Origin of the sequence: Nocardioides sp. NPDC127514 (genome assembly GCF_040302125.1) — a bacterium.
Taxonomy (GTDB): domain Bacteria; phylum Actinomycetota; class Actinomycetes; order Propionibacteriales; family Nocardioidaceae; genus Nocardioides.
On record NZ_JBEORF010000001.1, the window covers coordinates 197,634 to 212,259 of the forward strand.

A 14,626-nucleotide genomic window follows, 5' to 3' on the forward strand; every position below is an offset into this window, starting at 1 on the left:
GTCACTCACCTGCCTGGATCACATTGACGAGAGGCTCCACGACCGGCGACGCCGCCGAGATCAGCGGTCCGGGGACGAAGCCGAAGAAGAGAAGGGCGACCAGCAGCGGAACGAGTACCCCGACCTCTCGCCGATTGAGGTCGCGGACCGGTGTGGTCAGCTGAGCAGGTCCGGTGAAGATCCGCTGGTAGGCCCACAGCACGTAGATGGCGGCGAGCACGATCGCGGTGACCGCGATGACACCGACCAGCCAGTGGTAGTCGAAGGCGCTGATCAGGACCAGGATCTCGGAGACGAACTGGCTCAGACCCGGCAGGCCGGCGGTCGCCAGACCGGCGATCAGGAACGTGCCGGCGAGCACCGGCGTCGCCTTCTCCATCCCCCGCATCGACGAGATCGAGGCGGTCCCCTTGCGGGCGATCAGGAACCCGGCGATCAGGAACATCGCCGCGGTGGCGACACCGTGGTTGACCATGTAGAGGATCGCCCCGACCAGGCCCTCGCGGGTGGCCGCGAAGATCCCGAGGGTGATCAGCCCGAAGTGCGACAGCGAGGTCAGACCGATCAGGCGGAGCAGGTCGTCCTGCCCGATCGCGAGCACGGCGCCGTAGACGATCGAGATCAGCGCCAGCACCACGACGACGGGCGTCGCCCAGGCGGACGCCTCCGGCACCAGGCCCAGGCAGAGCCGGATCATGCCGAAGGTGCCGATCTTGTCGAGGACGCACACCAGGAGCACCGAGGTCGGCGTGGTGGCCTGCTCGGTGGTGTCGGCCAGCCAGGTGTGCACCGGGAACAGCGGCGCCTTGACCGCGAACGCGATGAACATCGCCACGAAGATCCAGCGCTCGGCGGTGGTGCCGATGTCGAGCTGGGCGAGGTCGCTGATCAGGTACGACGGCGAGCCGGCCTCCGAGGAGACCACGAAGAAGCCGATCAGCGCACCGAGCAGCACCAGTCCGCCACCGAGCTGGAACATCAGGAACTTGAGCGCGGCTCGGGCCCGGTTGGGGCCGCCGTGCTGGCCGATCATGAAGTACGCCGGGATCAGCGTCGCCTCGAAGGCGATGTAGAAGAGGAAGAGATCGCCGGCGGTGAAGGTGAGCAGCGCGAAGGCCTCCAGGGCCAGCGCCCAGGCGTACCACCTCTTGTCGTGGTCCTTGACCGCCGCGACCATCACGAGCGGGACCAGGACGACGGTCAGCATCACCATCAGCTTGCCGAAGCCGTCCATCTCCAGCGCCCAGTGGACGCCGAGCGGCTCGATCCAGACGAGATCGGTGTCGGGGGCCGTGAACATCGTGACGATGCCGGCGATCAGGGTGGCGAGCGCGAAGCCGAAGGCCCACGCCTTGGGCCGCGCCGGCATCACCGCGGTGATCAGCGCACCCGCGAACGGGACGAGGACGAGGATTGTCAGCATCAGTTGACCACCAGGATCGCGAGGGTCACCAGCACAGTGCCGCCGAGGACGGAGAGGGCGTAGGAACGTACGTAGCCGGTCTGTGCCTTGCGGAGCTCACCGGCGATCGCCGCGAGGGCGATCGGGCCACCGCTCATCAGGCCGTCGACGGCGTACTTGTCGGTCGCGAGGGCACCGCGCGTGATCGCCATCCCGGGCGGCACCACGACGTCCTCGACGTGCGGGACGTGCAGGTAGGGAGTCGGCTCGGTCGTGATCGGGCGGCGCCCGAAGACGAACCCGGCGGCCGCGACCCCGATCGCGACGACCAGCACCGCGAGGACGGAGGTCGCCCACACCGGGAGCGGACCGTGGTGCTCGGCGTGGCCGATCGCGACCACCGGCTCGAGCCAGTGCTCGATCCAGCCGCCGAGCGCGAAGACGCCACCGAGGACCGACAGCGCGGCGAGAACGACGAGCGGACCGGTCATGATTCGCGGCGACTCGTGCGGATGTACGCCCTCGGGCCAGCGCTTGCGGCCGAAGAAGGCGAGCATCATCAGGCGGGTCATGTAGAAGGCGGTCACACCGGCCGCTAGGAGGGCGATGATGCCGACCAGCCAGCTCTCGGCGAAGGCGACCTCGAGGATCTTGTCCTTGGACCAGAAGCCGGCGAACCCGGGGAACCCGATGATGGCCAGGTAGCCCATCGAGAAGGTCAGGAACGTCACCGGGAGCGCCCGGCTCAGCGCGCCGTAGTGCTTGAGGTTCACGTCGTCGTTCATGCCGTGCATCAGAGACCCGGCGCCGAGGAACATGTTGGCCTTGAAGAAGCCGTGGGTGAGCAGGTGGAAGATCGCGAACGCATATCCCGGCCCGCCGAGCCCGGCCGCCAGCATCATGTAGCCGATCTGGCTCATCGTCGAACCGGCCAGGACCTTCTTGATGTCGTCCTTCACGCAGCTCACCGCGGCACCCCAGATGATCGTCACCAGGGCGACGACCACGACGGCGGTCGAGGCGGCCTCGGCGGCGTCGAAGATCGCGCTGCTGCGGACGATGAGGTAGACACCCGCGGTCACCATCGTCGCCGCGTGGATCAGCGCCGAGACCGGGGTCGGGCCCTCCATCGCGTCGAGGAGCCAGCCCTGCAGCGGCACCTGGGCGGACTTACCGCAGGCACCGACGAGCAGCAGGATGCCGAGCCAGTTGAGGGTGGTCGTGGTGGTGTCGCTGATGTCGATCGCCGAGAACGAGGTCGACCCGAAGGTGACGAAGCTGAGCGCGATCGCCAGCGAGAGACCCAGGTCGCCGACCCGGTTCATCACGAACGCCTTCTTGGCGGCCGCCGCTGCCGACGGCTTGTACTGCCAGAAGCCGATCAGCAGGTAGGACGCCAGGCCGACGCCCTCCCAGCCGAGGAAGAGGCCGACGTAGTTCTCCGCCAGCACCAGCATCAGCATCGCGGCGAGGAAGAGGTTGAGGTAGCCGAAGAACCGGGTGCGCCGCTCGTCGTGGGCCATGTAGCCGACCGAGTAGACGTGGATCAGGGTGCCGACGCCGGTGATGAGCAGCAGGAACAGGCTGGAGAGCTGGTCGTAGAGCAGGTCGAAGCCGACGCTGAGGTCGCCGGTGTCGAACCAGGTGTAGAGGTGCTGGACGACCTGCCGGCTCTCCTCGTCACGACCGAGGGCGGCGATGAAGAGGACGAGCGACAGCACGAAGGACGCACCCGCGAGCGCGACCGCGAGCCAGTGCCCGATCCGGTCGAAGAGCGCCGGCGCGAACGGCCGGCCGATCAGGATCAGAGCAGCGCCGGCCAGGGGCAGCGCGATGACCAGCCAGATCAGCGAGAAGACGCCGCTGGCCTCGACAGGGTTCACCACTTGAGCATCCTTGGCTCGTCGACCGAAGCCGTGTTTCTGGTGCGGAAGATGGTCATGATGATCGCCAGCCCGACGACCACCTCAGCGGCCGCGACGACCATCACGAAGAACGCGGTCACCTGCCCGTCGAGGTTGCCGTGCATCCGGCTGAACGCCACCAGGGCCAGGTTGGCCGCGTTGAGCATCAGCTCGACGCACATGAAGACGACGATGGCGTTTCGCCTGGTCAGCACACCGATCGTGCCGATCGTGAAGAGGATGGCGGACAGGATGACGTACGCCGTGGTGTTGTCTGTCATTCGTCCTCTCCTTGTTCCGTGCGACCGCCGGCGAGGATGGCGGGGACCGACTTCGTGCTCTGCGACCCGTCCGGCAGCAGCGCCGGGGTGTCGTTGCTGTTGTGCCGCGCGAAGGTGCCCGGTGGGGGCAGCGGACCGAGGTGCTTGCCGCTCTTCGCGTAGTCGGCGACCCGCTTCTGGGCCAGATCGGTCTGGCTCTGCTTCGGGTCGATCCGCTCACGGTGGGCCAGCACCATCGCGCCGATCGCGGCGGTGATCAGCAGCGCGCTGGTCGCCTCGAAGGCGATCACGTATCGCGAGAAGAGGAGGTCGGCGAGGCGTTGTACGTTGCCGCCCTCGTTGGCGCTGGCCAGCCCGCGCATCGTGGCGATGCTCGCCTGGCCGACGCCCGCGATCAGCGTCGCGCCCAGTCCGACCCCGAGGATGACGGCGAGCACCTTCTGCCCCGCGATCGTCTCCTTGAGCCTGTCGGAGGTGTCGACACCGACCAGCATGATCACGAAGAGGAAAAGCATCAGGATCGCGCCGGTGTAGACCACGATCTGCACCGCGAACAGGAACGGCGCCTCCAGCGTCGCGTACATCATCGCCAGCCCGATCATCACGACCGCCAGCGACAGCGCGGCGTGCACCGGCTTGCGCGCGAACAGCAGGCCCATCGCCGCGATCACCATGATCGAGGCGAGGATGACGAAGCTCATCGGGCCGACTCCTTGGGCTCCGGCGCGTAGTAAGAGGTGTCGTCGTTGCCGAGGAACATCGGGTGCGGCGGCGCCTCCATGCCCTCCTCGAGCGGCGCGAGCAGGTCCTGCTTCTCGTAGATCAGGCTCTCGCGCGAGGTGTCGGCGAGCTCGTACTCGTTGGTCATCGTCAGCGCCCGCGTCGGGCAGGCCTCGATGCACAGCCCGCACAGGATGCAGCGCAGGTAGTTGATCTGGTAGACGCGGCCGTAGCGCTCACCGGGCGAGTAACGCTCCTCCTCGGTGTTCTCCGCACCCTCGACGTAGATGGCGTCGGCGGGGCACGCCCACGCGCACAGCTCGCACCCGACGCACTTCTCCAGGCCGTCGGCGTGCCGGTTGAGCTGGTGCCGGCCGTGGAAGCGCTCCTCGGTCGGTTCCTTCTGCTGTGGGTACTGCTCGGTGACCGGCTTCTTGAACTGCGTCCCGAACGTCACCGCGAACCCGCTCACCGGGTCCCAGAAACGCTCCTTGAACGAGCGGTCGTCGTTGCTCACTTGGCCTCCTCAGGAGAGGGAAGAATGCGTACGCCGTTGGTGGCTGTCGGCACAGCCGGCGGTCCGAACACCAGCGGCTGGGCGGCACCCCGTACGGCCCCGCCCAGCGGCAGGGCGGGGGTGGGGAAGCCGCCGGTCGGCGTGGTGACCTGGGCCTCCTTCTCCGGAAGCCGGTTGAGGAAGCCGAGCACCACGACCACCGTCACGGCCAGACCGAAGCCGAAGAGAACCCAGTTGGGGCTGAAGCCGCCCTGGATCGCGGCCATCTTGATCACCGCGACGACGACGATCCAGGCGAGGCTCGCCGGCAGCAGGACCTTCCAGCCGAGCGACATGAACTGGTCGTAGCGCAGCCGCGGCAGCGTGCCGCGCAGCCAGATGAAGACCCAGATGAAGAAGAACATCTTCAGGAAGAACCACAGCACCGGCCAGTAGCCCTCGTTGGCGCCGGCCCAGAGCGTGCCGAGGCCGAGCGGGGCTCGCCAGCCGCCGAGGAACAGCGTCGTGGCGAGCGCGCTGACGGTGGCCATGTTGATGTATTCGGCCAGGAAGAAGAGCGCGAACTTCAGGCTGGAGTATTCGGTGTGGAAACCACCGACCAGCTCACCCTCGGCCTCGGGGAGGTCGAACGGCGCGCGGTTGGTCTCGCCGACCATCGAGATGCAGTAGATCAGGAAGGACGGCAGCAGCAGGGCGCCGAACCACCAGTCCGTCTGCGCCTCGACGATCTGGCTCGTGGACAGGCTGCCCGCCATCAGGAAGACGGTGACGAGCGCCAGACCCATCGAGACCTCGTACGAGATCATCTGGGCGCTGCTTCTCAGCCCGCCCAGGAGGCTGTAGGTGGATCCGGAGGCCCAGCCACCGAGCACGATCCCGTAGATGCCGATGCTGGCGATCGCCATCACGAACAGCACCGCGACCGGCATGTCGGTCAGCTGCAGCGGCGTCTGCACACCGAAGAGGTTGACCTCGGGCCCGAACGGGATCACCGAGAACGTCACGAACGCCGGCACCGTGGCCAGGATCGGGGCCGTGATGAAGACGATCTTGTCGGCCTTCTCCGGCGTCAGGTCCTCCTTGAGCGCCAGCTTCACACCGTCGGCCAGGGATTGGAGCAGACCGAACGGTCCGTGCCGGTTGGGCCCGATGCGGTGCTGCATCCGGGCCACGACCTTGCGCTCCCACCAGATGTTGAACAGCGTCAGCACGACGCAGACCACGAAGACCAGCAGGACCTTGATCGCGATGATCCACCAGGGGTCCTGGCCGAACTGCTCCAGCCCGTTCACTGCTCCCCCTCGGCGGTCGAGCTCGTCGAGACCACGGTCACCGTCGAGCCCGGGGACGCCAGGTCCGCCCAGACGCCTCGTCCGAAGCTGTTCGTCGGGACCCACACGGTGTTGTCGGCCAGCTCCGCCGGGAGCGCCGGGAGCGTCCAGCTCCCCCGGTCACCGGTGATCGTCACGACGTCGCCGACCTTTTCGTGGAGCGCTGCCGGGATGCGTACGAACGCCGGTCGCGCGGTCGCGGCCAGTGCCTTGTCGCCGCTCTGGAGCGTCCCGTTGTCGAGCATGAGATGCCAGGTCGCCAGCCGAAGCCCCGTCGAATCGGTAGCTGTGGCGGCCGAATCGGTAGTTGTGGGCGACGATTCGACACTCTCGTCCGCCACTTCTGCAGACTCGGCGTCCACAAGTGCGAACTCGGCGGTGATGTGGCCGAGGACCTCGGCGTCGGAGTAGGCAGCGGGCTTGTCGAAGACCTTCGGGAACGGGCGGCGGCGACCTTCCCAGGTGACGAAGGTGCCGGCCTTCTCCGAGGCGGTGGCGACAGGGAGTACGACGTCGGCGCGCTCGGTCACGGCGGTGACCCGCTGCTCGAGACTGACCACGAAGCCGGCCTGGTCGAGGGCGGCCAGGAAGGCGGCCGGGTCGGCGGTGTCGTCGGGGTCGACGCCGGCGACCACGAGGGCGTCGAGTCCTGCGCGGACCATGGCCTCGGCGTCGAGGCCGCCCGCACCGGGCAGCAGGTCCGCCTCGACCGCACCCCGGTCACCGGCACGACGCGGCACCCAGGCGAGCCTGGCGCCGGTGCGATCGGCGAGCTCGGCAGCGGCGGAGTAGGCGCCGGGGCTGGTCGCCATCCGCTCGCCGACCAGGATCACCGAAGCCTCGGTGACCCCGCTGACCTGGGACAACGCGTCCTTCTCGGCACCGGGAGCGGTCAGGACGACCTCGGCTCCGAGCTTGCGCGAGCCCTCCGAGGCGTACGGACTCAGGGTGGTGATCCGCAGACCGCTCTTGTTGGCCTTGCGGAGCCGGAGGAAGAGCGTGCCAGCCTCGTCCTCAGGCTCGAGGCCGGCCAGCACGACGTGGTCGGCGGCGTCGAGGTCGGCGTAGGTGAGGCTCGTCCCGGCCACGCGTGAGCGCAGGAAGCCGGTCTCCTCCTCCGAGAGCGGGCGCGCGCGGAAGTCGATGTGGGGAGTGCGCAGCGTGTCGCGGGCGAAGGTGGCGTACGCCTTCGCGTCCTCCAGCGTCAGGCGCCCGCCGGGCAGCACGCCCACCGAGCCCGCCCCGGCCAACCCGGCAGCGGCGACGGCGACGGCCTCCAGCCAGGACGCCGGCCGGAGCTCGCCGTCCTCACGGATCATCGGCGAGGTGAGCCGGTCGCGAACGGCGTAACGGAAGCCGAAGCGGTCCTTGTCAGAGATCCACTCCTCGTTGACCTCCGGGTCGTTGCCGGCGAGGCGGCGCATGACCTTGCCGCGGCGGTGGTCGATCCGGATCGCGGCGCCGCAGGCGTCGTGCTCGGCGACGCTCGGAGTGGAGACCAGGTCGAACGGCCGGGCGCGGAAGCGGTAGTCGTCCGAGGTCAGCGCGCCCACCGGGCAGATCTGGATGACGTTGCCGGAGAAGTAGGACGAGAACGGCTTGTCCTCGGCGATACCGATCTGCTGCTGTGCGCCGCGCTGGATCAGCGCGATCCCCGGGTCGCCCGGGATCTCGGCGGCGAAGCGGGTGCAGCGCTGGCAGACGATGCACCGCTCACGGTCGAGCAGCACGTTGGGCGAGAGGTTGATCGGCTTCGGGAAGGTCCGCTTGGTCCCCTCGAAGCGGGTCTCACCCTGGCCGTGGGACATCGCCTGGTTCTGCAGCGGGCACTCACCACCCTTGTCGCACACCGGGCAGTCCAACGGGTGGTTGACCAGGAGAAACTCCATGATCCCGTGCTGGGCCTTCACGGCCGTGGAGTTCTGCGTCTCCACCACCATGCCCTCGGCCACCGGGATCGTGCAGGAGGCCTGCGGCTTCGGGAACCCGCGGCCATTGCCGGCGTCGGGGATGTCGACCAGGCACTGCCGGCAGGCGCCGACGGGCGCGAGCAGCGGGTGGTCGCAGAAGCGCGGGATCTCGATCCCGGCCTCCTCGGCGGCCCGGATCACCAGCGTGCCCTCAGGCACGGTCACGTCATGTCCGTCGATCTTGACGGTCACATCGGTCACTGAACTGCCTCCGCCCATGCGGTCGACTTCTTGGCGTCGAAGGGACAGCCACCCTGCTCCAGATGGGCCAGGTATTCGTCCCGGAAATACTTGATCGAGCTCGTGATCGGGCTCGTCGCGCCGTCACCGAGCGCGCAGAACGAGCGGCCGAGGATGTTGTCGCACTGGTCGAGCAGCAGATCGAGATCCTCAGGCGAACCCTGGCCCTTCTCGAGCCGCTCCAGCACCTGCACCAGCCACCAGGTGCCCTCGCGGCACGGGGTGCACTTGCCACAGGACTCGTGCTTGTAGAACTCCGTCCACCGCAGCACCGCGCGCACCACACAGACGGAGTCGTCGAAGATCTGTAGGGCGCGGGTGCCGAGCATCGAGCCGGCCGCGGCCACCCCCTCGAAGTCCAGCGTCACGTCCAGGTGCTCCTGGGTGAACAACGGGGTCGAGGAGCCACCAGGGGTCCAGAACTTCAGCTCGTGACCCTCGCGTACGCCGCCGGCCAGCTCGATCAGCTTGCGCAGCGTGATGCCGAGCGGTGCCTCGTACTGCCCCGGCTTCTTGACGTGACCGGAGAGCGAGAAGATGCCGACGCCGGCTGACTTCTCCGTGCCCATGCCGGCGAACCAGTCGGCGCCGTTCTTCACGATGGCCGGCACCGAGGCGATCGACTCGGCGTTGTTGATCACCGTCGGGCTGGCGTAGAGACCGGCGACCGCCGGGAACGGCGGCCGCAGCCGCGGCTGACCACGGCGCCCCTCGAGCGAGTCGAGCAGCGCGGTCTCCTCGCCACAGATGTAGGCCCCGGCACCCGCGTGCACGACCAGCTCCAGGTCGTAGCCGGAGCCATGGATGTCCTTGCCGAGGTGGCCGGCGGCGTAGGCCTCACGGACGGCGGCCTGCAGCCGCCGGATCACGTGCAGCACCTCGCCGCGTACGTAGATGAAGGCACGTTCCGCGCGGATGGCGTAGGAGGAGATGATCACGCCCTCGACGAGGGTGTGCGGACTCGCCATCATGAGCGGGATGTCCTTGCAGGTGCCCGGCTCGGACTCGTCGGCGTTGACCACCAGGTAGCGCGGCTTGGGGTTCTCGGGGTCGGGCGCCGGCAGGAAGCCCCACTTCACCCCGGTCGGGAACCCGGCGCCACCGCGACCGCGGAGCCCGGAGTCCTTGACCATCGTCTGTACGTCCTCGGGCGCCATCCCGAGCGCGACGTCGAGCGCGTCGTAGCCGCCCTGCTCGGCGTAGGCGGGCAGGGTCCAGGCCTGCTCGTCGGCCCAGTTGGCGGTCAGCACCGGGGTCAGGGTGTCAGTCATCGGACGCCTCCTCGGCGATCGTCTCCGACTCGGCGCGACGGGTGTCGGCCACCTCGACGGCCTCGGGCATCTCCTCCGGTACGTCGGCGGAGCCGTGGGTGTCGGAAGGTGCGGCCCAGCCGCGCTCGCGGGCGATCTCCAGCCCGACGAGCGACGCCGGCCCGGCCGCGGGGCCCTCGTCGACGAGCCCGTCCTCGAAGCCGGCGAGGACCCGCTCGGCCTCGCGCCAGCTCGTGATCCGCGCGCCGCGGGAGGCCACGACCTCGCGGCCCTCACGCAGGTCGTCGACCAGCTGCGAGGCCGACTCCGGCGTCTGGTTGTCGAAGAACTCCCAGTTGACCATCACCACCGGCGCGTAGTCGCAGGCCGCGTTGCACTCGATGTGCTCGAGCGTGATCGCGCCGTCGGCGGTGGTCTCGTCGTTGCCCACCTCGAGCTTCTCGCGCAGGCAGGCGAAGATCTCGTCTCCGCCCATGACCGCGCACAGCGTGTTGGTGCAGACGCCGACGTGGTGGGTGCCGACGGGATGACGCTTGTACATCGTGTAGAACGTCGCCACCCCGCTCACCTCGGCCGGGGTGAGGCCCAGGACCTCGGCGCAGGCCTGGATTCCTTCGGGCGTGACCCGGCCCTCGACCGATTGCACCAGGTGGAGCATCGGCAGCAGGCCCGAGCGGGCCTGGGGGTAGCGAGCCGCGATCTCGCGCAGCTCGTCGTAGGTCTCAGCAGCAAGCGTCATCGGTCGACGCCTCCCATCACCGGGTCGATGGACGCGATCGCCACGATCACGTCGGCAACCATGCCGCCCTCGGACATCACGGAGGTCGCCTGCAGGTTCGTGAACGACGGGTCCCGGAAGTGGACCCGATAGGGCTTGGTGCCGCCGTCGCTGACCACGTGGGCGCCGAGCTCGCCGCGTGGCGACTCGATCGCGGCGTACGCCTGGCCGGCCGGCACCCGGAAGCCCTCGGTGACCAGCTTGAAGTGGTGGATCAGCGCCTCCATCGACTCGCCCATGATGTGGCGGATGTGGTCGAGGGAGTTGCCCTGGCCGTCGGGACCGACGGAGAGCTGCGAGGGCCAGGCGATCTTCTTGTCGGCCACCATGACGGGGGCGCCGTCGAGATCCTTCAGCCGCTTGAGAGCCTGCTCCATGATCCGCAGCGACTCCCACATCTCGGCCAGCCGGATCCGGAACCGCCCGTAGGAGTCGCAGGTGTCCCAGGTGATGACCTCGAAGTCGTAGTCCTGGTAGCCGCAGTAGGGCTGGGTCTTGCGCAGGTCCCACGGATAGCCCGTGCTCCGCAGGATCGGGCCGGTCAGACCGAGCGCGAGGCAGCCCTCCAGGTCGAGGTAGCCGACCTGCTCCAGGCGGCCCTTGAAGATCGGGTTGGCGTTGCACAGCGCTGCGTACTCGGTCAGGCGCTTCTTCATCAGCTCGATGAATTCGCTCACCCGCGCGACGGTGCCGTCCGGCACGTCCTGGGCGACGCCGCCGGGACGGATGTAGGCGTGGTTCATCCGCAGGCCGGTGATGAACTCGAACAGGTCCAGGCAGAGCTCACGCTCGCGGAACCCGATCGTCATCACGGTCAGCGCCCCGAGCTCCATGCCGCCGGTCGCGATCGCCACCAGGTGGGAGGAGATCCGGTTGAGCTCCATCAGCAGGACCCGGATGACGTCGGCCTTCTCCGGCACCTCAGCACCGATTCCGAGCAGCTTCTCCACCCCGAGGACGTACGCCGTCTCGTTGAAGATCGGGGACAGGTAGTCCATCCGGGTGACGAACGTGGTCCCCTGCGTCCAGGACCGGAACTCCATGTTCTTCTCGATGCCCGTGTGCAGGTAGCCGATCCCGGCACGCGCCTCGGTGACCGTCTCGCCCTCGAGCTCGAGGATCAGCCGGAGCACCCCGTGCGTCGAGGGGTGCTGCGGGCCCATGTTGACGACGATCCGCTCGTCCTTGACGTCCTTGAGGGCGTCGGTCAGCTCGTCCCAGTCCTGGCCGGTGACGGTGAACGTACGTCCCTCGTCTTCGGTGGTCGTCATGAGTAGCTCCTGCGGGTGTCCGGCGGCGGGATCGTCGCGCCCTTGTATTCCACCGGGATCCCACCCAGCGGGTAGTCCTTGCGCTGCGGGTGGCCCGGCCAGTCGTCGGGCATCAGGATCCGGGTCAGTCCGGGGTGGCCGTCGAAGACGATCCCGAACATGTCGTAGGTCTCGCGCTCGTGCCAGTCGAGCGTCGGGTAGATGGCCACCGCGCTCGGCACGTGCGGATCCTCGTCGGGAGCGGAGGTCTCGACCCGCACGCGACGGTTGTACGTCATCGAGAGCAGGTGGTAGACGGCATGAAGCTCTTTGCCCTGGTCAGCGGGGTAGTTCACCCCGGAGACACCCGAGCAGAGCTCGAACCGCAGCTCATCGCGGAGCACCTGCAGGGCCTCGAGCAGCCGCTCGCGGCGTACGTGGAAGGTCAGCTCACCGCGGTGGATGACCGCCTCCGCCTCGGTGAAGGCGAGGGCGTCGGCGATCTCCTTGAACCAGCCACCGTAGGGCTGCACCCCGACGTCGCTGGTGCGGCTCGGCATCGCGTGCTGGCGGGTGAGACCGCCGTAGCCGCTGGTGTCGCCGGTGTCCGCCACTCCGAACATGCCGCTGTTCTGGCCGCTGTTCTGGTCGCTCACCGCAGGAGTCCCGTCTGGTCGATCAGCGGTAGCTGGCGCAGCGCCGCGGTCTCGTTGGCGACCTCCTCGCGCTCGGCGTTGACGCCCAGCGAGCCGCCCTGGATCTTGTCGTGGAGCTTGAGGATCGCGTCGATCAGCATCTCCGGGCGTGGCGGACAGCCGGGGAGATACATGTCGACGGGCACGATGTGGTCGACGCCCTGAACGATCGCGTAGTTGTTGAACATCCCGCCGCTGCTGGCGCAGACGCCCATCGCGAGCACCCACTTCGGCTCGGGCATCTGGTCGTAGATCTGGCGCAGCACCGGCGCCATCTTCTGGCTCACCCGGCCCGCCACGATCATCAGGTCGGCCTGCCGCGGACTCGCGCGGAAGACCTCCATCCCGTAGCGGGCGAGGTCGTACTTCGGTCCGCCCGACGTCATCATCTCGATGGCGCAGCAGGCCAGTCCGAACGTCGCCGGCCACAGGCTCGCCTTGCGGAAGTAGCCCGCCAGGCCCTCGACGGTCGTGAGCAGAACCCCGCTCGGGAGCTTTTCTTCGAGACCCATGTCAGTCCCAGTCCAATCCGCCGCGGCGCCACACATAGGCGTACGCCACGAACACCGTCAGCAGGAACAGGCCCATCTCCGCGAGGCCGAACCATCCCATCGCGTCGAACCTGACGGCCCACGGGTAGAGAAAGATGATCTCGATGTCGAAGATGATGAAGAGCATCGCGGTGATGTAGTACTTCACCGGGAAGCGACCGCCCAGCGCCTGTGGCGTGGCCTCGATCCCACACTCGTAGGGATCCGCCTTGGCTTGGTTGGCGCGGCTCGGCCCGACGACCGAGCTCATGATCACCGAACCGACCGCGAAGAGCGTCGCCAGTCCCGCCAACGCGAGCACCGGCACGTAGAGCTCCATCTCGCCTCCTACCCTGAGCGGCCCACCCCTTCTTGAGACTTTGTGAATAGAATCACAATGTGGGCCAACTCACATCCTGCCACTCCTGTGACGGAATGCAAGTGGGTTGCCGAAATGGCGCGCGCACTTTCTCGCCATGGCGGGAAAGTGCCTCAGCATCCGGCGGCAAACGCTTGCAGAACCACGCCATGGCGGGGTTGTGGCGGGTCAGACTTCGGTGCTGACGGCCGGCGTCGGCGTGTCGAGGAAGGCCCGGGGGATCACGACGATCCGCTTCTCGACGTCGATCAGATGGGCGGGACTTCCGTCGGCGTTCGTCTGCATGACTTCGTACGTCACGGTGTGCGCGGTCATCCGCCGCTGCCTGAGCCACCCGTGGTGCCAGGCGACGCTCCCCCACGGTCCCTCGATCTCGAGCGACTCACCGACGGAGCCGGTGACGGTCGCGCCGACCGGATACATTCCCGACATCCGGCCCTCGCCGGAAAGCAGCCAGATGAGCGGGTTGCACAGGATCACCACTACCAGGAAGGCAGCCATCCTGTAGGAGCCACCGGCAAGATGGACCGCGATGTTGAGGGCGATGGCAACCGGGACCAACCACGCCACGATGCCGAACGGCGCCGTGATGCCGAACCGCGTCCACAGCCATGCCCGGATGAGCCGCCGCCTCAGGGCACGGTCGACGACGGTCGGCTCCCCAGCCAGCGGAACCTCCACGGACTCCCGGCCTGCTCTCTGTGCCAGCTCGTGTCTGATGTCCGGCCCGATGAGCTGGGCCGGGAAGTCGATCGACCGCGCCAGCTCATCCGGCCCGGCCGGTAGATACGCCGGTACGGCCAACGTCCTAGCGACCTCCTGCCGACACCGCACAAGCACCGGCCCCGCCTCGACCTGCGTCAGCCGCGACCAGGGGTAGAAGGTGAGTCGGCTGGGCGTGCGCACGCCCAATCCGCTCTCCGTCGTCCATGCGACGAGAGTGGCTCCGACAGGAAGTTCGCGCTTCACGCGGCGAGGGACTATCCACAGCGGAAGCGGCAGCATGAGCGCCGAGCAGGCGATCCCGAAGGTCAAGATCATCACCAGAGCGACAGCATCGCTGAGCGGATCAAGCCCCAGATCACGCGACCCGAACCAGCCGGAGCCGGTCATCAGCGCTGGCAGAACCAGCCCCAGGACCCAGTAGGACCAGCTTCGCAGCCGCAATCTCACCATCGCCCATTTGAGCCGACGCTGATCATCGAGGGTGACGGTCCAGAACGTCACCGATCCCGGCACCACATCCACGTCCACGAGCGGCTCCCCTCAGCGTCCTCGCGGCCCAAAGTCGCCGCAGCGTAACGGATACCGGGGAGGGAATGTGGGCAAACTCGGGACGGGTCCCCGTCAGTCGGGAT

General features: G+C 68.1%; 14 protein-coding genes. All 14 read right to left on the minus strand.

Features of this window, described 5'->3' with window-relative positions; genetic code table 11:
• Position 1: 1 nt before the first annotated feature.
• The 14 genes from ABTX24_RS00965 to ABTX24_RS01030 all read right to left on the minus strand — a co-directional run bounded on the left by ABTX24_RS00965 (position 2) and on the right by ABTX24_RS01030 (position 14,522).
• The gene (locus ABTX24_RS00965; protein ID WP_350836776.1) at positions 2–1,423 is read right to left on the minus strand and encodes a complex I subunit 4 family protein; all 1,422 of its coding nucleotides are present in this window, start codon (positions 1,421–1,423) and stop codon (positions 2–4) included.
• The gene (nuoL, locus tag ABTX24_RS00970; RefSeq protein WP_350836778.1) at positions 1,423–3,288 is read right to left on the minus strand and encodes an NADH-quinone oxidoreductase subunit L; all 1,866 of its coding nucleotides are present in this window, start codon (positions 3,286–3,288) and stop codon (positions 1,423–1,425) included. Before nuoL ends, ABTX24_RS00965 begins: the two co-directional genes overlap by 1 nt.
• Positions 3,282–3,587: an NADH-quinone oxidoreductase subunit NuoK gene (gene nuoK / locus ABTX24_RS00975; RefSeq protein WP_008356449.1), complete on the minus strand. Its 306-nt coding sequence runs from the start codon at positions 3,585–3,587 to the stop codon at positions 3,282–3,284. Before nuoK ends, nuoL begins: the two co-directional genes overlap by 7 nt.
• Positions 3,584–4,288 (minus strand): NADH-quinone oxidoreductase subunit J, encoded by a 705-nt coding sequence (locus tag ABTX24_RS00980; RefSeq protein WP_160025673.1) that lies wholly within the window; start codon positions 4,286–4,288, stop codon positions 3,584–3,586. Before ABTX24_RS00980 ends, nuoK begins: the two co-directional genes overlap by 4 nt.
• A complete protein-coding gene (nuoI, locus tag ABTX24_RS00985) occupies positions 4,285–4,824 on the minus strand; it encodes an NADH-quinone oxidoreductase subunit NuoI (protein WP_160025674.1) in 540 nt (179 codons plus the stop codon). Before nuoI ends, ABTX24_RS00980 begins: the two co-directional genes overlap by 4 nt.
• Complete coding sequence (nuoH, locus tag ABTX24_RS00990) at positions 4,821–6,116, minus strand: NADH-quinone oxidoreductase subunit NuoH (RefSeq protein ID WP_160025675.1); 1,296 nt, start codon at positions 6,114–6,116, stop codon at positions 4,821–4,823. The genes nuoI and nuoH overlap by 4 nt, the downstream gene beginning before the upstream one ends.
• Positions 6,113–8,344: an NADH-quinone oxidoreductase subunit G gene (locus ABTX24_RS00995; RefSeq protein ID WP_350836780.1), complete on the minus strand. Its 2,232-nt coding sequence runs from the start codon at positions 8,342–8,344 to the stop codon at positions 6,113–6,115. Before ABTX24_RS00995 ends, nuoH begins: the two co-directional genes overlap by 4 nt.
• Positions 8,323–9,636, minus strand: coding sequence for an NADH-quinone oxidoreductase subunit NuoF (nuoF, locus tag ABTX24_RS01000; protein WP_350836782.1), 1,314 nt, complete (start codon positions 9,634–9,636; stop codon positions 8,323–8,325). The genes ABTX24_RS00995 and nuoF overlap by 22 nt, the downstream gene beginning before the upstream one ends.
• Positions 9,629–10,375: an NADH-quinone oxidoreductase subunit NuoE gene (gene nuoE / locus ABTX24_RS01005; protein WP_350836783.1), complete on the minus strand. Its 747-nt coding sequence runs from the start codon at positions 10,373–10,375 to the stop codon at positions 9,629–9,631. Before nuoE ends, nuoF begins: the two co-directional genes overlap by 8 nt.
• Positions 10,372–11,685, minus strand: a complete 1,314-nt coding sequence (locus ABTX24_RS01010; RefSeq protein ID WP_160025679.1) for an NADH-quinone oxidoreductase subunit D — start codon at positions 11,683–11,685, stop codon at positions 10,372–10,374. Before ABTX24_RS01010 ends, nuoE begins: the two co-directional genes overlap by 4 nt.
• Positions 11,682–12,320 (minus strand): NADH-quinone oxidoreductase subunit C, encoded by a 639-nt coding sequence (locus tag ABTX24_RS01015; RefSeq protein WP_502890799.1) that lies wholly within the window; start codon positions 12,318–12,320, stop codon positions 11,682–11,684. Before ABTX24_RS01015 ends, ABTX24_RS01010 begins: the two co-directional genes overlap by 4 nt.
• Positions 12,317–12,871, minus strand: coding sequence for a NuoB/complex I 20 kDa subunit family protein (locus ABTX24_RS01020; RefSeq protein WP_160025681.1), 555 nt, complete (start codon positions 12,869–12,871; stop codon positions 12,317–12,319). Before ABTX24_RS01020 ends, ABTX24_RS01015 begins: the two co-directional genes overlap by 4 nt.
• A gap of 1 nt (position 12,872) precedes the next feature.
• On the minus strand, positions 12,873–13,229 hold the full coding sequence (locus ABTX24_RS01025) for an NADH-quinone oxidoreductase subunit A (protein WP_008356428.1): 357 nt from the start codon (positions 13,227–13,229) through the stop codon (positions 12,873–12,875).
• A gap of 207 nt (positions 13,230–13,436) precedes the next feature.
• Positions 13,437–14,522 carry a hypothetical protein gene (locus ABTX24_RS01030; RefSeq protein ID WP_350836785.1) on the minus strand — a complete coding sequence of 362 codons (1,086 nt, stop codon included), beginning with the start codon at positions 14,520–14,522 and terminating at the stop codon, positions 13,437–13,439.
• Between the last annotated feature and the right edge of the window lie 104 nt (positions 14,523–14,626).

Coding starts and splice junctions, on each gene's coding strand:
- ABTX24_RS00965 (WP_350836776.1), bottom strand. CDS start 1,423: ATGCTGACAATCCTCGTCCTCGTCCCGTTCGCGGGTGCGCTGATCACC.
- nuoK (WP_008356449.1), bottom strand. CDS start 3,587: ATGACAGACAACACCACGGCGTACGTCATCCTGTCCGCCATCCTCTTC.
- ABTX24_RS00980 (WP_160025673.1), bottom strand. CDS start 4,288: ATGAGCTTCGTCATCCTCGCCTCGATCATGGTGATCGCGGCGATGGGC.
- ABTX24_RS00995 (WP_350836780.1), bottom strand. CDS start 8,344: ATGGGCGGAGGCAGTTCAGTGACCGATGTGACCGTCAAGATCGACGGA.
- nuoF (WP_350836782.1), bottom strand. CDS start 9,636: ATGACTGACACCCTGACCCCGGTGCTGACCGCCAACTGGGCCGACGAG.
- nuoE (WP_350836783.1), bottom strand. CDS start 10,375: ATGACGCTTGCTGCTGAGACCTACGACGAGCTGCGCGAGATCGCGGCT.
- ABTX24_RS01010 (WP_160025679.1), bottom strand. CDS start 11,685: ATGACGACCACCGAAGACGAGGGACGTACGTTCACCGTCACCGGCCAG.
- ABTX24_RS01020 (WP_160025681.1), bottom strand. CDS start 12,871: ATGGGTCTCGAAGAAAAGCTCCCGAGCGGGGTTCTGCTCACGACCGTC.
- ABTX24_RS01025 (WP_008356428.1), bottom strand. CDS start 13,229: ATGGAGCTCTACGTGCCGGTGCTCGCGTTGGCGGGACTGGCGACGCTC.